Source organism: Leeia sp. (genome assembly GCF_041909055.1).
GTDB lineage: Bacteria > Pseudomonadota > Gammaproteobacteria > Burkholderiales > Leeiaceae > Leeia > Leeia aquatica.
The window spans coordinates 67674-86031 of the sequence record NZ_JAYREC010000005.1; the positions used below are offsets into that span (position 1 = coordinate 67674).

Genomic DNA, 18358 nt, shown 5'->3' on the forward strand with positions numbered 1-18358 from the left:
AGTGTATTGCAGCGCAATATCTACCGCAAGCAGGCGGGCTGCGGTGAAAGTGGACTTCCTTTATAATCAGCGTTTTGCCGCCTGTCCTTTCGTCCATGTCGCTGAACGCCTTGCCTGACCTGTCCCTCCCCGCCGCCGGGCAGAAATTCCGCTGGCCCGCCTTGCCTGGCGCGGCTGATGCACTGGCATTGGCGCAGCTGGCCGGGCAGCGCGCTCCGCTGGTGGTGATTACCGCCACAGCACAGCATGCCCAGCGTCTGCTGGAAGAGCTGGCCTTTTTCAACCCGGCGCTACGCTGCTGCCTGTTGCCGGACTGGGAAACCCTGCCCTACGACCATTTCTCGCCGCATCATGACTTGGTCTCGGCCCGGCTGGCGACGCTCTACCAGCTGCACAGCCGCCAGTTTGATGTAGCCATCGTGCCGCTGGCCACTGTGCTGTACCGGCTGACCCCGCCGTCTTATCTGGCGGCCTATACCTTCATGCTTCGCAAGGGCGAGGTACTGGACCTCGACAAGCTGCGCGAGCAATTCACCCTGGCAGGCTATCATCACGTCAACCAGGTCTATTCGCCCGGTGAGTACAGTGTGCGCGGCAGCCTGATCGACCTGTTCCCGATGGGCTCGGTGCTGCCGTACCGGCTGGACTTGTTCGACCGCGAGCTGGAGAGCATCCGTACCTTTGATGTCGACAGCCAGCGCACCCTCTACCCGGTCGCCGACATCCGCCTGCTACCCGCGCGCGAATTCCCGACCGACGCCAACGGTGTGCAGACATTCCGCCGCAATTTCCGCGAAACCTTTGAAGGCGACCCCACCAAGTCCCGGTTGTACAAGGATGTCAGCGCCGGCATGACCCCGGCAGGCATTGAGTACTACCTGCCGCTGTTCTTTGATGAAACCGCCACCCTGTTTGACTATCTGCCACCAGAGGCCACGCTGGCATTGCATCACGATCTGGATGAGGCCTCCCAGGGTTTCTGGAAGGACACCGATTCCCGCTACCGTCTGCTGTCTGGTGACAAGGAACATCCCTTGCTGCCACCGCAGCGCCTGTTCCTGAGCGCCGAGCAATTCTTTGCCCACTGCCAGCACTGGACCCGCATCACGCTGCCGGAGCCCACGGCCGAGCATGACAGCGGCCCTTGCCTCAGTGCCCCGAAAGTATGGGTGGAGCGCCGCGAAGAAGACCCGCTGTTCCGTCTGCGCCAGCACCTGCAGGCCGCCCGTGCCCCCACGCTGCTGGTAGCCGAGTCGCTTGGTCGGCGTGAAACCCTGCTCAACCTGCTCAAGGAATACCAGCTGCAGCCGCAGGTGGTCGAGGATTTCGCCGCCTTCCTGAGCAGTGACGCGCCATTTGCGCTGTGCGTCGGTGCCCTGCAGCAAGGTTACGCCACGCCAGACTACACCCTGCTCACCGAAGCCGAACTGTACGCCACTTACAGCAGCAGCAAAGGCAAGCGGCAAGGCAAGAAAACCAATACCGAAAACTTGCTGCGTGACCTCTCCGAGCTGAAAGCCGGAGACCCGGTGGTGCATGAGCAGCACGGGGTGGGTCGTTATCTGGGGCTGGTGACGCTGGATCTGGGCGAAGGCGCCACCGAGTTCCTGCACCTGTCTTATGCCGATGATGCCAAGCTGTACATTCCGGTAGCGCAGCTGCACGTGGTGTCCCGCTATGCTGGGGTTTCCGCAGACGCCGCACCGCTGCACAAGCTGGGTTCCGGTCAATGGGACAAGGCGCGCAAGAAGGCCGCCGAGCAGGTGCGCGATACCGCCGCCGAATTGCTCAACCTCTACGCCCGCCGCGCCGCCCGCCAAGGCTACGCCTTCAAGCTCTCCGAGCATGATCATGCGGCCTTTGCCGAGGGTTTTGGCTTTGAGGAAACTCCGGATCAGGCTGCAGCCATCGCTGCGGTGATCCAGGACATGACCAGCGGCAAGCCGATGGACCGGCTGGTGTGTGGCGATGTGGGTTTCGGCAAGACCGAAGTGGCCTTGCGTGCCGCCTTTGTGGCGGTGGCCGATGGCAAACAGGTAGCGGTGCTGGTGCCCACCACCCTGCTGGCCGAGCAGCATTGGCAAACCTTCAGCGACCGCTTTGCCGACTGGCCAGTGAAGGTGGTGGAGCTTAGCCGCTTCCGCACCGCCAAGGAACAGGCGCAAGCGCTCAAGGGTCTGGCGGATGGCAGCGTCGACATCGTGATCGGTACCCATCGCCTGGTGCAGCCGGACATTGAATTTGCCCGGCTGGGTCTCGTGATCATCGACGAAGAGCACCGCTTTGGCGTGCGGCAGAAAGAACAACTGAAAGCCCTGCGTGCCGAGGTGGACGTGCTGACGCTGACGGCCACGCCGATTCCGCGTACGCTCGGTATGGCGCTGGAAGGCTTGCGCGACTTCTCGGTGATCGCCACCGCGCCGCAACGCCGGCTGGCGATCAAGACCTTTGTCGCCCCCGAGTCGGATGGTGTGATCCGCGAAGCGGTGCTGCGCGAGCTCAAACGTGGTGGCCAGGTATTCTTCCTCTACAACGAGGTCGACACCATCGAGCACATGCGCGCCCGGCTGGAAAAGCTGGTGCCGGAGGCCCGCATTGGCATCGGCCACGGCCAGATGCGCGAGCGCGAGCTGGAAACCGTGATGCGCGACTTTTACCAGCAGCGCTTCAACCTGTTTCTGTGTACCACCATCATCGAAACCGGTATCGACGTTCCCAACGCCAACACCATCCTGATTCACCGTGCGGACAAGTTCGGTCTGGCCCAGTTGCACCAGCTGCGGGGTCGCGTGGGGCGCAGCCACCATCAGGCTTACGCCTATCTGCTGACCCCGGAGAAGACCACCAACGCTGCCATCAAACGGCTGGAAGCCATCCAGATGATGGAGGAGCTGGGCTCCGGTTTCTATCTGGCGATGCACGACCTGGAAATCCGTGGCGCGGGTGAGGTGTTAGGCGACGGCCAGAGCGGCCAGGTACAGGAAATCGGCTTCAGCCTGTACTCGGAGATGCTGAATCAGGCGGTCAAAGCACTGAAGAAGGGGCTGGAGCCGGACTTCTCACAGCCGCTGGAAGTGGTGTCCGAAATCAACCTGCACGTCCCCGCCCTGCTGCCGACTGACTATTGCCCGGATGTGCATGAGCGGCTGGTCCTGTACAAGCGGCTGGCCAACTGCAGTACTGCTGACGAGCTGGATGAATTGCACCAGGAGCTGATCGACCGCTTTGGCCTGCTGCCGGAAGCCACACAAGCGCTGGTGGAATCGCACCGCCTGCGCCTGCTGGCCAAGCCGCTGGGGGTGAGCAAGCTCGACGCCACGGAAAACGGCATCAACCTGCAGTTTGTCCCCAACCCACCGATCGACCCGATGAAAATCATCACCCTGATCCAGAGCAAGCGCCATTACAAACTGGCCGGGCCGGACCGGCTGAAGGTGGAAAGCAAACTGCCGGAACTGGGCGTACGCATTGCCCGCATCAAGGAATTGTTCAAGGAACTGAGCTAAGCCATGCCTTTGATTGTTCATGCCCTTCGCGATATTGACCCTGCCCATCTGGCGCTGCTGGCCCAGTTGAGCCACAGTGCTGCGCCGGTACTGCGCCACCCGCAATGCGGGCTACTGGATGAAGCACAACCTGCAGAGCGAGCTCGTATCGCCAGCCTGTGTGCACAGTGGCAGTACGACCACGCCTGGGTGGATGCGCGACCGCTGTCGTCCTTTGGGCTGGTGGCCATGGACATGGACTCCACCTTGATCACCATCGAGTGCGTCGACGAAATTGCCGACCTGCAAGGGCTGAAGGCCGAGGTAGCCGCCATTACCGAGCGCTCCATGGCGGGCGAGCTGGATTTTGCCAGCAGCCTGCGTGAGCGGGTGGCATTGCTGGCAGGGCTGCCAGAGGCCGCGCTGGACACCGTCTACCAGCAGCGGCTGGCACTCCAGCCGGGGGCAGAGCGTATGCTGAAGCAAGTGCACGCCGCCGGTTTGCAGACGCTGTTGATTTCAGGCGGCTTCACTTTCTTTACCGAGCGGCTGCAACAGCGGCTGGGCCTGACCCACGCCATCGCCAACCGACTGGAAGTGCACAATGGTCACCTCACTGGTCGGGTGGAAGGCGAACTGATCGACGCCGCTGCCAAGGCACGCCACCTGCAGCGCTTACGGGATGCTGCCGGTCTACAGCCAGACCAGACCATTGCGTTTGGGGATGGTGCCAACGATATTCCCATGTTCCAGGCCGCGGCGGTGTCCATTGCCTTCCGTGGCAAGCCGGCGCTGAAACACGTCGCCACGGCCTGCTTCGATCATGTCGGGCTGGATGGCCTGCTTAACCTGTTCCCGAACTGACCATGCCGACCCCGTTCTACGATGACCTGAATGCCACACTGGATGCTGCCTGGCGGCTGTTGCAGCAAGGTGTACCGGATATCCGGGTACCGGCCCATGTCCCGACACTGGCCACAGTCGGCCTGGATGGCAAGCCCAAACTGCGCAGCATCATCCTGCGGGCGCTGGACATCAAGCAGCGGGTGCTGACCCTGCACACCGACAGCCGAAGCAGCAAGCTTGAGGAAATCCGGCAAAACCCGACGGTGTCGCTGCATGTGTATGATGCCGCGCAGAAGATCCAGCTGCAGTTGAGCGGACAAGCCAGCCTGCACCTGGATGACGCCCAGGCAGATGCGGGCTGGCGAGCCAGCCGCATGCTGTCGCGCCGTACTTATCTGGTCCACCCCGGCCCCGGCAAACCGCTGGATGAGCCCGGCAACGGCCTGCCGCAAGCACTGGCGTTTCGCGCCCCCAGCTCAACCGAGAGTGAACAGGGGCGCGCGCACTTCGCACTGTTACAGGTGCAGATAGAAACACTGGACTGGCTGTATCTGGCCCACTATAGCCAGCGCCGCGCCCAGTTTCACTGGACGCCGGAAGGCAAGTTGCAGTCGCGCTGGCTGGTGCCCTAAGAACCTGTTTAGGGTCTCGCGAGCGAGGGTGAGACAAGGCGAAAACGACTGAGGAAGCGGAGTTTACTCGGTGTAAATGAGCATTCTGAAGTGGTTTTCAACGCCGTATCGCCGTCGCGCAGCAGACCATAAACAGGTTCTAAGCCGGTTCAGGCAAAACGGCTGAACGCAGGCGGCTGAAAAGCCTGGAAGTCGCCGTGCTGGGCAAAATGGTTGGTCGCCGCAACCAGTGCATGGGCTATACCCGGCTCGCCTGCGGTATGTCCGGCATCGGCCACCACATGCAACTGCGCTTCAGGCCAGACTGCTTTCAGCTGGAAGGCATAGCGCAGCGGACACACCATGTCGTAACGCCCGTGGGCAATAAAGCAGGGCAAATGCCGGATCCGGTCCACCTGGTTCAGTAGCTGGTCCGGCGGCAGGAAAATGCGATGGGTAAAGTACCACGCCTCCAGTCGCCCCATCGCCGTCACCAAGGCGTCGCTCATCACCTCATCCGCTGGCGGGGGTAACAGCTGGGCACAGACGTTTTCATACTCCGCCCAGGCACGCGCGGCCGGCAGATAGAGCGCCGGATCATCCGAAAACAACCGCTTGCCGTAAGCGGCCAGCAGATCTTCACGCTCAGCCTCCGGAATATGCCCGGCATAGCGTGCCCATGCATCCGGGAACACCATGCGTATGCCATTATTCCACCAATCAATCTCCGCCTCGCTGCCCAGCCAGATGCCACGCAAGACCAGGCCAAGACAATGCTCGGGATGTGCTTCACTGTAGGCCAGCGCCAGCGTCGAACCCCATGAGCCGCCAAACACCAGCCACTTGGCAATGCCCAGCATGTGACGCAATGCTTCAATGTCAGCAATCAGATGGGCCGTGGTATTGTTGCGCAGTTCACCCAGCGGAGTGGAGCGCCCGGAGCCCCGCTGATCCAGCAAGATGATGTGGTAGCGTTCCGGATCAAAAAAGCGCCGACTGGTGGCGGAAACACCCGAACCCGGCCCACCGTGCAGAAACAGCACAGGAATACCCTCCGGGTTGCCGCAGCACTCCCAGTACAGGGTGTGCACGTCATCAACCGGCAGATGGCCGTGACGCAGCGGTTCAATGGCAGGGAACAGGATGGTATCCAGCATATTTTTACCAGGCAAAAAGGGGCAAGAGTGGGCTCAAACGCGACTGGACAGCCAGATCAGCAGAATGACCACCAGCCATAACACCACGGTACGCCAGATCAGGCCCACCGCACTCTTCAGATAATTGGGATCCGCATCATCGCCCAGCCCCAGCTCCGGCCGGTATTTGACGGTATGGTCCTGATGCACCGGGTCGCCCAGTCGTACACCAATGGCCCCTGCGCCACTGGCCAGCAGGATACCGTAGGCGTAATTGGCCCAGTTGGCTGCTTGCGAACGCCAGCAGTACACCGCGTCCTCAAAGTCACCGACGATGGCAAAGCTGGTGGCGGTCAAGCGGACCGGAATCCAGTCCAGCCACTCATAAACCTGTACAGCAAACCGGCCAAATGCGGCGTCCCCCGGAATACGCATGCTGCCCCATTTGTCATACAGGCGAGTCGACAAGCGGTACAGCACCGCCCCCATCGGGCCCGGCAGCACCATGAACCAGAAAATGGTACCAAACACAAAGCGGTGGGAATCCATCAAGCCTTGCTCAATGGCCACTTTGGACACTTCGCTGGTGGTCATCTCACTGGTGGCTTGCCCTGTCCACTGCGCCAGCAGTTCGCGCGCCTTGGGCAGATCATCATTCTGCAACGCTTCAGAAATACCGGAGAAGGCGCTGGAGAAGTGGCGGAAGCCCATGGTCAGATACAACACGGCGACACACCACAGCCACCCCGCCAGCCGATGCACATAGTGGGCCAGCCCGGCATAGATCAGCCAGGTCAGTGCACACAGCGGCAACACCGCCAGGCACCAGCCCACCACGCCGTGCGCATACTCACCGGCGTTGAATTTACGCTCAATGACATTCGCCAGCCGGGTAAACAGCAGGAAGACACGGTTACGACTGCCCAGCGGGTAGAACTGTTCCAGCAGCAGGGCAAGAATCAAGGCGAGCAAGCTCATGCACACTCCGTAGACTTAACCGCTCACGTCCCCGCATGAACATGCGGACGCCAGCACGGACTCAGGGCCATTACGCAGTACGCATGACTGCGGCTGACCCGGCGGTACACAATACCACAAGGGGCGATGGCTTGTCTTAGGCGCTGCACAAGGCATACAGGCCGTGACAGGGCATTTTCGGGATTAAAGCCAATAGTAGATCAATTTTGTCAACTATTGGCACCCTCCCCTGTGATCGGCTACACTACGCCACGACACTGGGCCATGCCCAGGCAGACCGTCATGGAACAGGCTGAGCGGTTTTCCAGCCCTTCCGACACCAACCCGGCAGCCCGCCTGCCCTTATGGAGTTGCTCATGGAACACAAACTGCCCGAACTGCCGTATGCACTGGACGCCCTGGCACCGCACATGTCCAAGGAAACGCTGGAGTACCACTACGGCAAGCATCATCAGACCTACATCACCAATCTGAACAACCTGATCAAGGGTACCGACAACGAAGCCCTGTCGCTGGAAGAGATCGTGAAGAAGGCCCCGGCGGGTGGTTTGTTCAACAACGCCGCACAGGTGTGGAACCACACCTTCTTCTGGCTGGGCTTCAAGCCAAACGCCGGTGATGCCCGCGTACCGACCGGTGCACTGGCTGACGCCATCAATGCCAAGTGGGGTTCGCTGGACGAATTCAAAAAGGCCTTCAATACCTCCGCTGCGGGCAACTTCGGCTCCGGCTGGACCTGGCTGGTGAAAAAGGCAGATGGCAGCCTGGACATCGTCAACACCAGCGCCGCTGGCACCCCGCTGACCACCGCTGACACCGCCCTGCTGACCTGTGATGTGTGGGAACACGCCTACTACATCGACTACCGCAACAGCCGCCCAAACTACCTGGAAGGCTTCTGGAAGCTGGTGGACTGGGACGTGGTCGCTCAGCGCTTTGCCTGATCAAGCCAAAGTCCAGCCAAAAAACCCTGCCATCTGGCAGGGTTTTTTATTGATGCGCGCCGGGACACCGCCGTATCATGACGTCATGAATACGCCCCACTCCGCTGCGCAGCACGCCCTGTTCCGCCGCTTTCCACTGGATCAGCACATCGAGCTGAATGGGGAAAGCCTGAGCTCTCCTTACCATGTCTACGATGGGCATTTGCTGATGCTGGGGGGCATGTGGATGGTGCAGTTGCTGCAGCCCGTTTGCCCGCCGGGCAATACCCGCTGCTGGACGAGCAGGGCCGGGCGCTGGCGGCCATCTGGCTGGGTGATTTCACCAAGGCCAGCCTCGGTGCGCATCATGAATTGCAGTTTTCCCTGTTTGCCAGCACGCAGTCGCTACCGCCCCGGCCCACTCACCCATTGCGCCTGTTCCATGCGCTGATGTGCCAGCCCGTCCACATGGTATGCCAGCACCTGTGGAACAATACCCAGCGCGTGGTGACGTTTAACCGGGATCACTTGCTGCTGGATGCCCAGCTCACCCACAGCAGCCTGCGCTGTCAGTCTCATCGCTGGCTGGGGGACTATCAGGACGCCCAGCGTGCGCCCTTGGCGCGCTTTGAGCTGGTCCATCACCGCCGCCAGCCTGGCGCGGTGCTCTGGCGCATTCTGGGACAAATCGGCATGCGCGGCTGGTGGCAGTCCGTGCGCTCACCCATCCTGAATGTCCCCGTATGCAATACCCTGCGTGAGGGTATCAGCCAGCTTGGCGTGTCGCAGACCTGGAGCCAGCCTCGCAAGCAGATCATTCGTCTGGCTCAAACAGAGGACCAGGTTGAACTGCTCGCGCCCTCGCTTTCTGCCTACGATTTCCGGCTGGACTTTGTACAGCAGATCGAAGGCTTCCGTTTCGTCTACCAGCGACCGGTACCGCTCTAGCCAGGCCCTAGTGGTGGGCCATGCCGAAGGCGTCCATCACCTGTAGCCGCTCAGCGGGCAGCGTGCTTTCCTGCTGGGTCAGCTGCTCAACCATGGCCTCGGCATCTGCAGCTGCGACTCCAGCTTCCTTCAGCATGCTCATCTGCTTTAATGCCTTGCCCGCACAGACCACAATCTGCCATTCGCCTGCCTGTTTGCGCAGCAAGGCACGTCCACCGTGTCCGGATTGCCACCAGTCCAGCAGGGCGTGGTCGTTGACCACCACCAAAGGCTGAACCTCCAGCGTTTGACCCGGCTGGTCAAACTGCCGGTGCAGCAGCTGTACAATGGCACCGCGATCGCAGCTGACGATAACAGCAAGCCCAGAATGAATGCCTTGACCTTCATGAGACCTCGCACTGTCTGACAATTGACAGGGCCAGTCTAACAGCATGCCCAGCGGACTTGCTGTGACAAACTGCCGCAAGCATGTGGCCATAGCACGCTGTACATGCGCTCCAGCCTTGCGCTCGCCACCAACAAAAACGCCACGGCAAGCCGTGGCGTTTTGTGGGATCAGACCGCGAATCAGGCTTCGTCAGCCGGGGCCGGTTTCTTCTCCGGCGGCGGCAGCAGGGCCTTCATCGACAGTTTGACACGACCCTTCTCGTCCAGCTCCAGCACCTTCACGGTGACCACGTCGCCTTCCTTCACATAGTCGGTCACATTGGCCACGCGTTCGTGGGCAATCTGGCTGATATGCAGCAGGCCATCGCGGTTCGGCAGCAGATTGACGATGGCACCGAACTCCAGCACCTTCACCACCGGGCCGGTATACACCGCGCCCACTTCCACTTCCGCCGTGATTTCTTCGATGCGCTTGCGAGCCAGTGCAGCACCTTCAGCACTCACCGAAGCGATGGTAATGGTGCCATCTTCTTCGATATTGATCTGGGTACCGGTTTCTTCGGTCAGCGCGCGGATCACCGAGCCACCCTTGCCGATCACGTCACGGATCTTCTCCGGGTTGATCTTCATGGTGTACATGCGCGGGGCATGCTGCGAAATCTCGGTGGAGGCACCAGACATGGCTTCCTTCATCAGACCCAGGATGTGCAGACGGCCCGCCTTGGCTTGCTCCAGCGCGGCCTTCATGATTTCCTTGGTGATGCCGTTGATCTTGATGTCCATCTGCAGCGCAGTCACACCGTCTTCGGTACCGGCTACCTTGAAGTCCATGTCACCCAGGTGATCTTCGTCACCCAGAATGTCGGTCAGCACCGCAAAACGGTTGCCTTCCTTGATCAGGCCCATGGCCACACCGGCCACGTGGGCCTTCAGCGGCACACCAGCGTCCATCAGCGACAGGCAGCCGCCGCACACCGAAGCCATCGAGGAGGAACCGTTGGATTCCGTGATCTCGGACACCACACGCATGGTGTAGGCGAAGTCTTCCGCTGCAGGCAGCACCGCCTTCAGCGCGCGCTTGGCCAGGTTACCGTGACCGATTTCGCGGCGCTTCGGCGAACCGACGCGACCGGTTTCACCGGTGGAGTACGGCGGGAAGTTGTAGTGCAGCATGAAGCGGTCAGAGTATTCGCCCATCAGTGCGTCGATCTTCTGCACGTCTTGCGGGGTACCCAGCGTGGCTACCACCAGCGCCTGGGTTTCACCACGGGTGAACAGCACCGAACCATGGGTACGCGGCAGCACGCTGTTGCGAATGGCGATCGGGCGCACGGTACGGGTGTCACGACCGTCGATGCGCGGTTCACCGGCCAAGATCTGACCACGAACCACCTTGGCTTCCAGCTCTTTCACCATGTTCTTGATGGCGTTGACCTGTACCGTGTCCATCTCAGCGGTGAGGACAGCGGCAAAAGTCGTTTCCTTCACTTGTGCCAGCGCCTGGGTACGCGCCTGCTTGTCGCGGATACGGTAGGCGGCTGCGATGCCTTCCTGTGCCAGCTCGGCTACACGGGCTACCAGGGCTTCGTCCTGAGCCGGTGCTTGCCAGTCCCACAGGTCCTTGCCACCTTCTTCGGCCAGATCCAGGATGGCGTTGATGGCGGCCTGCATCTGTTCGTGACCGAACACCACGGCGCCCAGCATCACGTCTTCCGGCAGGCATTGCGCTTCCGATTCCACCATCAGCACGGCGGTTTCGGTACCGGCCACCACCAAGTCCAGTTGCGAGGACTTCAGCTGGGTGGAGGTGGGGCACAGCACATACTGGCCATCCACATAACCCACACGGGCCGCGCCAATCGGGCCATCAAACGGCACACCAGCCACAGCCAGCGCGGCAGAGGCACCCAGCATGGCCGGGATGTCCGGATCAATCTCCGGGTCCACCGACATCACGGTAGCCACGATCTGCACTTCATTGAAGAAGCCTTCCGGGAACAGCGGGCGCAGCGGACGGTCGATCAGGCGGGAAACCAGAATTTCCTTTTCGCTCGGGCGGCCTTCGCGCTTGAAGAAGCCGCCCGGAATCTTGCCAGCGGCGTAGGTACGCTCTTGGTAATCCACGGTCAGCGGGAAGAAATCCTGTCCCGGCTTGACACTCTTGGCCGCCACAACCGACACCAGCACTGAGGTATCGCCCATGCTGGCCATCACGGCACCGCTGGCCTGGCGGGCGATTTCACCGGTTTCCAGGGTGACGGTATGCTGTCCAAACTGGAAGCTTTTTTTCACACTGCTCAATTGCAATTTCATGTTTTTCCTTTCAACTCAGCCCCACTGGGCATCCCTGCCGAAGGAGACTCTAAGCCTGCCAGCCGGTCTTGCAACCGCCGGGCACGATTAGAGACTCCCTCCTTCGATGTGAACATGCCACCCGTTACCCAAAGGCAAGGGGTGGCATGCAGGCAGGCGGTTTCCCGCCGGAGCAACTTATTTACGCAGGCCCAGACGTTCGATCAGCGAACGATACAGGTCCAGATCGGTACGCTTCAGGTAGTCCAGCAGCTTGCGACGACGGCTCACCATCCGCAGCAGACCGCGGCGGGAATGGTGATCCTTGCTGTTGTTCTTGAAGTGGCCGGTCAGGTCATTGATACGGGTGGTCAGCAGTGCAATCTGCACTTCGGAAGAACCGGTATCACCAGCGGCACGCTGGAACTTGCCAATCACTTCGGCTTTCTGGGCAACGGTAATCGCCATTTCAATTTCTCCATCAACCCGTGCCTTGCGGCAGTCGGGGCGGGCATTTCAGCCCTGGTTCAAAAAATAAGACCTCATTCCGCAGCAGACAGCTTGGGCTCATTGGCACCACCCATCATGCGCGACGGATACAGCATGCCGTCCAGCCTGATTTCCCCGAGTCCGAGGAAACGGCCTTCTGGCCCGTATACCCGTTGCTGCCCCGGCTGGCCGTCATGGCGTACAGCCTGACCGTGGGTCAGCCTGCCGGCATCGTTCGCCGACAGTTGCAATTGCGGCAGATCGCCCAATAGGCGGTCTACCGGCAACAACAATTCATCCCTTTGAGCAGGGTCCATCGCTTCCAGTTCCTCAACTGTCACCGCCTGATCCAGTGAAAAGCCACCGGTTTCGGTACGGCGCAGGCCCGCCAGATGCGCACCACAGCCCAAAGCCTTGCCCATGTCTTCCGCCAGGGTCCGGATATAAGTGCCTTTGGAGCAACGCACATCCAGAACAAACTGCGGAAACGAGCAAGACTGCAATTCTAACGCATAAATGTGAATCGCGCGCGCCGCTCGTTCAATTTCCTGTCCGGCACGGGCATATTCGTACAAGGGGCGGCCCTGGTGCTTAAGTGCCGAGTACAGCGGTGGCACCTGCATCTGCGGGCCAAGAAACTGCGGCAGCACGGCACGCAACGCAGCCTCATCCACGGTCACCGGCCAGGTCTGCAGCACCTCGCCTTCGCGGTCACCAGTGGTGGTGGTGGCGCCCAGTTGTACCGTGGCCCGGTAGGCTTTGTCAGCATCCAGCCAGCGCTGGGCAAACTTGGTGGCCTCACCAAAGCACAGCGGCAGCAAGCCGGTGGCCAGCGGATCCAGCACGCCGGTATGGCCCGCCTTTTCGGCCTGGTACAGCCAGCGCACCTTTTGCAGCACCTGGTTGCTGGATGCGCCCTCAGGCTTGTCCAACAGCAGCACACCGTCCACCCGCCGTTTGATACGGCGAGGTTTACTCATCGCTGGCCGGGGTTGGGTTGGCGCGGCTGATCAATTGATCCAGCTGCACCCCTTGCTCGACCGACAGGTCGTAGACAAAGTGCAGTTCCGGCATCTTGAACAGCTTGAAGCCGCGCGCCAGTTGCGAGCGCAAGAAGCCTTTGGCCGCCTCCAGCTTGTCGGCGATCTCTTCACGAGCGGTTTCCTCACCGAGGAAGGTGTAGAACACCTTGGCGTGCGAGTAATCGCGCGTTACTTCCACATCGGTGATGGTAATCAGCGAAGCACGCGGATGATCCAGCTCGGCGCGAATCAACTCGGCGATGTCTTTTTGCAGCTGCTGTGCCACCCGGTCAGCCCGGGTAAAATGTTTGGCCATTGTGTTCCAATATGATGTTCATGCTACGAGCGGCAACGCCGGACACTCGGTCCGGCGTTCCGATCCTGCACCCAGCACGCCTTACAGCGAGCGGGCCACTTCCACGACTTCGAAGATTTCCAGCAGGTCACCTTCGACCAGGTCGTTATAGTTCTTCAGCGACAGGCCGCACTCAAAGTTGGAGCGCACTTCCTTGACGTCGTCCTTGAAGCGCTTGAGCGAGTCCAGCTCACCCTGGTGGATGACCACGTTGTTACGCAGTACACGCACCCCGGCGTGACGCTTGACCATACCATCCTGCACGTAGCAGCCGGCAATCGTCCCCACCTTGGAGATGACGAACACCTGACGCACTTCCACCATACCGATGACCTGCTCGCGCTTCTCCGGTGCCAACATACCGGACAGCGCCGACTTCACCTCATCCACCGCCTGGTAAATGATGTTGTAGTAGCGGATGTCCACGCCATTGCCTTCGGCCAGACGGCGTGATTGCGCATCGGCACGCACGTTGAAGCCAATGATGACGGCGCCGGAGGCAATCGCCAGGTTGACGTCGGATTCGCTAATGGCACCCACCGCGCTGTGAATGATGTTGACCTTCACTTCTTCGGTCGACAGCTTCTGCAGCGACTGCGCCAGCGCTTCGTAAGAACCTTGCACGTCGGACTTGATGATCAACGGCAGGGTCTTGACCTCGCCCTCGCCCATCTGCTCGAACATGCCTTCCAGCTTGGCGGCCTGCTGACGGGCCAGCTTGACGTCGCGGAACTTGCCTTGACGGAACAGGGCAATTTCACGCGCCTTGCGCTCATCAGCCAGCACCATCGCATCTTCACCGGCATTCGGCACATCGGACAAGCCGAGAATCTCGACCGGAATCGACGGACCGGCTTCATCCACCGGCTTGCCGTTCTCATCCAGCATGGCACGAACGCGACCATACACGCCACCAGCCAGCACCACGTCGCCACGACGCAGCGTACCGCTGGTCACCAGCAGGGTGGTGACCGGGCCACGGCCCTTGTCCAGACGGGCTTCGATCACAATACCCTTGGCTGGCGCATCGACCGGAGCGGTCAGCTCCAGCACTTCGGCCTGCAGCAGGATGCCTTCCAGCAGTTCGTCAATGCCGGTACCTTGCTTGGCCGACACTTCGACAAACATGGCATCGCCGCCCCAGTCTTCCGGTACCACTTCATGCTGCACCAGTTCCTGACGAATCCGCTCGGGATTGGCATCCGGCTTGTCGATCTTGTTCACCGCTACCACGATCGGCACTTCAGCGGCCTTGGCGTGGTGAATGGCTTCAATGGTTTGCGGCATCACGCCGTCGTCAGCGGCCACCACCAGCACCACCAAGTCGGTCACCTTGGCACCACGAGCACGCATGGCGGTAAACGCCTCGTGACCCGGAGTATCGAGGAAGGTGATCATGCCACGGCTGGTTTCCACGTGATACGCACCAATATGCTGGGTAATGCCACCCGCTTCGCCCGATGCCACCTTGGCGCGGCGGATGTAATCCAGCAAAGAGGTCTTGCCGTGGTCAACGTGACCCATCACCGTCACCACCGGTGCACGGGACGACAGCTGGTAATCCTGATGTTGCTCGTCGGCATCGGCCAGCATGGCTTCCGGATCATCCAGCTTGGCGGCCTTGGCAACGTGACCCATTTCTTCCACCACGATCATGGCGGTTTCCTGGTCCAGCACCTGATTGATGGTGACCATCGACCCCATCTTCATCATGGTCTTGATCACTTCAGCCGCTTTCACCGCCATGCGGTGCGCCAGTTCGGCCACGGTAATGGTTTCCGGCACCGCAACGTCACGCACCATCGGCTCGGTCGGCGCCTGGAAGGTGGAGTTGGCATCGCTACCACCGCGCTTGCCACCCTTGCGGGAACGACGGTCGTTACTATCGGCACCACCGCGCACCTTCAGGCCACGCTTGCGGTTGCCATCGTCACGCTCATCACGGCCACCACCCTTGCGGGCGTCCTTGTTGTCCTTGCTCGGCGCGGCATCTTTGCGGTCGGTCGCGGCCGGTGCGGCGGGCTTGGCCGCAGCACCACGGGCCGGTGCGGCTTCCGCAGGCTTCGGCGCAGCAGCAGCCTGCTGCTGGGCAGCTTGTGCACGACGCAGACGCTCTTCGCGATCCAGACGGGCCTGACGATCGGCTTCCTGGCGAGCGCGCAGCTCCGCCTGGCGCTTGGCATCCTGCTCACGCGCGGCGATTTCTTCCGGTGTCAGGAAGGCATGTTTGACATGCAGGGTACCCTGGGTCTTGGATTTGGCCTCTGCGGCAGGCTGCGGCGCGGCTGCCGGGGCTTCAGCCACCGGCTCCGGCTGGACCGCTTCAACTTCGGCCACCACCACGGGCTCCACTACCGGCTCGGGTTCCGGTTCGACCACCACGACCGGCTCCGGCACCACCTCCACGACCGGGGCTTCGATAACCGGCTCCGGCTGGGCTACCACCACCTCAGGTGCTTCAACCACCGGCGTTTCAATCACCGGCACTGGAGCTTCCAGCGCAACTTCGGCTTCGGCCACCGGGGCTTCCGCAGCTTGAGGTTCGCGCTTCTCGAAGACCCGCTTCTTTTTGACTTCCACCTGAATGGTGCGGCCGCGACCGGCACCATCTGCTTGCTTGATGGTGGTGGTCTGGCGGCTGGTCAAGGTAATCTTCTTGTCCGATGCTGCGCCATGCTGACGGCGCAGGTAGTCCAGCAACCGGGACTTGTCGGCCTCAGACAGCTGATCATTCAATGAAGACTTGCTCACCCCGGCCGCGCGCAGCTGGTCCAGCAGCAGCTCAGGCCGCAGCTTGAGCTCTTCCGCAAATTGTGCGACGTTTGTCGTTCCCATACTCGCTCCTTGTTCCCGGAGTGTCTCAGTTAAACCAGTGTGCACGGGCCTTCAGGATCAGCGCCTTGGCGCGCTCCTCGTCGATGCCGGTCATCTCGACCAGCTCATCAACGGCCAATTCGGCCAGGTCATCACGGGTTTGAATACCATGTTCTACCAGCTTGTGTGCGATGGCGCTGTCTACACCGTCCACCGATTGCAGGTCCATTGCACCTGCTTCCAGCTGTTCCTCGCTGGCGATGGCACGGGTCAACAGTGCATTACGGGCACGACTGCGCAGTTCGTTCACAGTGTCTTCATCGAAGGCATCGATTTCCAGCATTTCGGCCAGCGGGACATAGGCTACTTCTTCCAGCGTGGAGAAGCCTTCGTCCACCAGCACGTCCGCCACTTCTTCATCCACATCCAGCGTGGTGATAAACAGCTGACGGATGGCCGCGAATTCGGCGGCATTCTTTTCTTCCGCCTGATCCACGGTCATGATGTTGATTTGCCAACCCGACAGCTCGGAGGCGAGGCGCACGTTCTGGCCACCACGACCGATGGCAATCGCCAGCTGGTCTTCATCCACCACCACATCCATGCTATGGGCTTCCTCATCCACCGAGATCTTGCTGATCTCGGCCGGAGCCAGCGCGTTGACCACAAAGCTGGCCGGATCGCTGGACCACAGGATGATGTCCACGCGTTCGCCGGACAGTTCATTGGTCACCGCCGTCACACGGCTGCCACGCATGCCAATGCAGGTACCCTGCGGGTCAATGCGCGGGTCATTGCTCTTGACCGCGATCTTGGCGCGCACACCCGGGTCACGCGCCGCGCCCTTCAGCTCAATCAGGCCTTCTTCTATTTCCGGCACTTCCAGCTCGAACAGCTTGCCGATAAATTGCGGCGAGGTGCGCGACAGGAACAGTTGCGGACCGCGTGCGGTACGCTCGACCTTGGCGAGGAACGCACGCACCCGGTCGCCCACCCGCAGGTTTTCCTTCGGTATCATCTGGTCACGCGGCAGCAGGGCTTCCAGCTTGCCGGCTTCGATGATGGCGCCGTTACGGTCCATGCGCTTGATCACGCCATTGACCAGGTGTTCTTTGCGGGCCAAGAAGTCTTCCAGCAGTTGCTCACGCTCTGCATCACGGATGCGCTGCAAGATCACCTGTTTGGCGGTCTGTGCGCCAATGCGGCCAAATTCAATGGCTTCCAGCGGCTCTTCCACGAACTCACCCAGTTCGAGCTTGAGTTCCGGATAATCCTCTTCCACCTCATGCGGCATCATTTGCTTGCTGGGGAATTCGAACACGTCCTTTTCGACGATTTCCCAGCGACGGAAGCTCTGGTATTCACCAGTGACACGGTCGATCTGCACACGCACATCGATATCTTCGCTGTAACGCTTCTTGGTGGCCGAGGCCAGCGCATACTCCAGCGCGCCAAACACCACTTCCTTGTTGACGTTCTTTTCCCGAGCCAGCGCGTCGACCAGCAACAGAATTTCACGACTCATGTCTTGCCTCCGGGGATTCCCAATAACCTTGTCATACCTGCCTGACGGCCGTTTCTCTTGAAAACGCCGCTGTTAGAATTCCGGTTCCAGCCGCACCTTGTCGACCTGCGACATCGGTACCGCCTGTGCCTGACCGTTCACATCAAGGGTCAGCACATCGTCCTGCAGCCCTTTCAGATGCCCTACCAGGCGTTTGTGCCCATCGAGCGGAGTGCGCAGCTTGACCTTGATCTTGCGACCGGCAAAGCGTACAAAATCCGCCGGTTTGTTCAGCAAGCGATCCAGCCCCGGCGAGGACACCTCCAGCCGGTCATAATCGACGTTCTCCACCAGGAAAACGTTGCTCAACTGGTTGCTGACCCGCACGCAGTCATCAATGGTGACGCCACCATTGCTCTGGTCCAGCCGGTCGATAAACAGCTGAAAGCCGCCGCGAGGGGTTACCACCAGATCAACCAGTTCAAACCCCATCCCGCCCAGCGTGTGTTCGACCAATGCGCGAATGTCCATACCCGTTCCACAAACAAAAAAAGGGCCGAGGCCCATC

Annotated in this window: 15 protein-coding genes; 5 read left to right on the forward strand and 10 right to left on the reverse strand. The window is 60.8% G+C overall.

The annotated features are described in order from the left end of the window. The first annotated feature begins 95 nt into the window (after nucleotides 1–95). From mfd to ACE3O2_RS13230, 3 genes are read left to right on the forward strand one after another with little or no spacing between them, the layout of a single operon-like run. On the forward strand, nucleotides 96–3506 hold the full coding sequence (gene mfd, locus ACE3O2_RS13220) for a transcription-repair coupling factor (RefSeq protein WP_374338227.1): 3411 nt from the start codon (nucleotides 96–98) through the stop codon (nucleotides 3504–3506). Between the two features lie 3 nt (nucleotides 3507–3509). Next, nucleotides 3510–4349, forward strand: coding sequence for a phosphoserine phosphatase SerB (gene serB / locus ACE3O2_RS13225; RefSeq protein ID WP_374338229.1), 840 nt, complete (start codon nucleotides 3510–3512; stop codon nucleotides 4347–4349). Nucleotides 4350–4351: 2 nt separating this feature from the next. Further along, nucleotides 4352–4963, forward strand: a complete 612-nt coding sequence (locus tag ACE3O2_RS13230) for a pyridoxamine 5'-phosphate oxidase family protein (RefSeq protein WP_374338231.1) — start codon at nucleotides 4352–4354, stop codon at nucleotides 4961–4963. A gap of 149 nt (nucleotides 4964–5112) precedes the next feature. On the opposite strand, the gene pip is transcribed toward ACE3O2_RS13230, so the two are convergent. Next, complete coding sequence (gene pip, locus ACE3O2_RS13235) at nucleotides 5113–6099, reverse strand: prolyl aminopeptidase (protein ID WP_374338233.1); 987 nt, start codon at nucleotides 6097–6099, stop codon at nucleotides 5113–5115. 33 nt (nucleotides 6100–6132) lie between these two features. Then, nucleotides 6133–7056, reverse strand: coding sequence for a CobD/CbiB family protein (locus ACE3O2_RS13240; RefSeq protein WP_168877473.1), 924 nt, complete (start codon nucleotides 7054–7056; stop codon nucleotides 6133–6135). Between the two features lie 356 nt (nucleotides 7057–7412). On the opposite strand from ACE3O2_RS13240, the gene ACE3O2_RS13245 reads away from it, so the two are divergent. After that, nucleotides 7413–8000: a superoxide dismutase gene (locus ACE3O2_RS13245; protein WP_374338236.1), complete on the forward strand. Its 588-nt coding sequence runs from the start codon at nucleotides 7413–7415 to the stop codon at nucleotides 7998–8000. 222 nt (nucleotides 8001–8222) lie between these two features. Further along, nucleotides 8223–8927 carry a hypothetical protein gene (locus tag ACE3O2_RS13250; RefSeq protein ID WP_374338238.1) on the forward strand — a complete coding sequence of 235 codons (705 nt, stop codon included), beginning with the start codon at nucleotides 8223–8225 and terminating at the stop codon, nucleotides 8925–8927. 7 nt (nucleotides 8928–8934) lie between these two features. Here ACE3O2_RS13250 and ACE3O2_RS13255 read toward each other — a convergent pair whose 3' ends face one another. The 8 genes from ACE3O2_RS13255 to rimP all read right to left on the reverse strand — a co-directional run bounded on the left by ACE3O2_RS13255 (nucleotide 8935) and on the right by rimP (nucleotide 18321). After that, the gene (locus ACE3O2_RS13255) at nucleotides 8935–9360 is read right to left on the reverse strand and encodes a copper uptake system-associated protein (RefSeq protein WP_374338240.1); all 426 of its coding nucleotides are present in this window, start codon (nucleotides 9358–9360) and stop codon (nucleotides 8935–8937) included. 134 nt (nucleotides 9361–9494) lie between these two features. Continuing rightward, complete coding sequence (gene pnp, locus ACE3O2_RS13260; protein WP_374338242.1) at nucleotides 9495–11627, reverse strand: polyribonucleotide nucleotidyltransferase; 2133 nt, start codon at nucleotides 11625–11627, stop codon at nucleotides 9495–9497. A gap of 177 nt (nucleotides 11628–11804) precedes the next feature. Beyond that, the gene (gene rpsO, locus ACE3O2_RS13265; protein ID WP_168877477.1) at nucleotides 11805–12074 is read right to left on the reverse strand and encodes a 30S ribosomal protein S15; all 270 of its coding nucleotides are present in this window, start codon (nucleotides 12072–12074) and stop codon (nucleotides 11805–11807) included. A gap of 74 nt (nucleotides 12075–12148) precedes the next feature. Beyond that, nucleotides 12149–13075 carry a tRNA pseudouridine(55) synthase TruB gene (gene truB / locus ACE3O2_RS13270; RefSeq protein WP_168877478.1) on the reverse strand — a complete coding sequence of 309 codons (927 nt, stop codon included), beginning with the start codon at nucleotides 13073–13075 and terminating at the stop codon, nucleotides 12149–12151. Beyond that, a complete protein-coding gene (gene rbfA / locus ACE3O2_RS13275; RefSeq protein ID WP_168877479.1) occupies nucleotides 13068–13433 on the reverse strand; it encodes a 30S ribosome-binding factor RbfA in 366 nt (121 codons plus the stop codon). Before rbfA ends, truB begins: the two co-directional genes overlap by 8 nt. Nucleotides 13434–13514: 81 nt before the next feature. Continuing rightward, nucleotides 13515–16307 (reverse strand): translation initiation factor IF-2, encoded by a 2793-nt coding sequence (gene infB / locus ACE3O2_RS13280; RefSeq protein WP_374338245.1) that lies wholly within the window; start codon nucleotides 16305–16307, stop codon nucleotides 13515–13517. Nucleotides 16308–16332: 25 nt separating this feature from the next. After that, nucleotides 16333–17811: a transcription termination factor NusA gene (gene nusA, locus ACE3O2_RS13285; protein WP_168877481.1), complete on the reverse strand. Its 1479-nt coding sequence runs from the start codon at nucleotides 17809–17811 to the stop codon at nucleotides 16333–16335. 72 nt (nucleotides 17812–17883) lie between these two features. Continuing rightward, nucleotides 17884–18321 carry a ribosome maturation factor RimP gene (rimP, locus tag ACE3O2_RS13290; protein WP_374338247.1) on the reverse strand — a complete coding sequence of 146 codons (438 nt, stop codon included), beginning with the start codon at nucleotides 18319–18321 and terminating at the stop codon, nucleotides 17884–17886. Nucleotides 18322–18358: the final 37 nt, after the last annotated feature.

What these genes read in the sequence shown, in the direction of transcription:
- mfd (WP_374338227.1), top strand. Translation starts at nt 96, where the DNA reads ATGTCGCTGAACGCCTTGCCTGACCTGTCCCTCCCCGCCGCCGGGCAG.
- serB (WP_374338229.1), top strand. Translation starts at nt 3,510, where the DNA reads ATGCCTTTGATTGTTCATGCCCTTCGCGATATTGACCCTGCCCATCTG.
- ACE3O2_RS13230 (WP_374338231.1), top strand. Translation starts at nt 4,352, where the DNA reads ATGCCGACCCCGTTCTACGATGACCTGAATGCCACACTGGATGCTGCC.
- pip (WP_374338233.1), bottom strand. Translation starts at nt 6,099, where the DNA reads ATGCTGGATACCATCCTGTTCCCTGCCATTGAACCGCTGCGTCACGGC.
- ACE3O2_RS13240 (WP_168877473.1), bottom strand. Translation starts at nt 7,056, where the DNA reads ATGAGCTTGCTCGCCTTGATTCTTGCCCTGCTGCTGGAACAGTTCTAC.
- ACE3O2_RS13245 (WP_374338236.1), top strand. Translation starts at nt 7,413, where the DNA reads ATGGAACACAAACTGCCCGAACTGCCGTATGCACTGGACGCCCTGGCA.
- ACE3O2_RS13255 (WP_374338240.1), bottom strand. Translation starts at nt 9,360, where the DNA reads ATGCTGTTAGACTGGCCCTGTCAATTGTCAGACAGTGCGAGGTCTCAT.
- pnp (WP_374338242.1), bottom strand. Translation starts at nt 11,627, where the DNA reads ATGAAATTGCAATTGAGCAGTGTGAAAAAAAGCTTCCAGTTTGGACAG.
- rpsO (WP_168877477.1), bottom strand. Translation starts at nt 12,074, where the DNA reads ATGGCGATTACCGTTGCCCAGAAAGCCGAAGTGATTGGCAAGTTCCAG.
- truB (WP_168877478.1), bottom strand. Translation starts at nt 13,075, where the DNA reads ATGAGTAAACCTCGCCGTATCAAACGGCGGGTGGACGGTGTGCTGCTG.
- rbfA (WP_168877479.1), bottom strand. Translation starts at nt 13,433, where the DNA reads ATGGCCAAACATTTTACCCGGGCTGACCGGGTGGCACAGCAGCTGCAA.
- infB (WP_374338245.1), bottom strand. Translation starts at nt 16,307, where the DNA reads ATGGGAACGACAAACGTCGCACAATTTGCGGAAGAGCTCAAGCTGCGG.
- nusA (WP_168877481.1), bottom strand. Translation starts at nt 17,811, where the DNA reads ATGAGTCGTGAAATTCTGTTGCTGGTCGACGCGCTGGCTCGGGAAAAG.
- rimP (WP_374338247.1), bottom strand. Translation starts at nt 18,321, where the DNA reads ATGGACATTCGCGCATTGGTCGAACACACGCTGGGCGGGATGGGGTTT.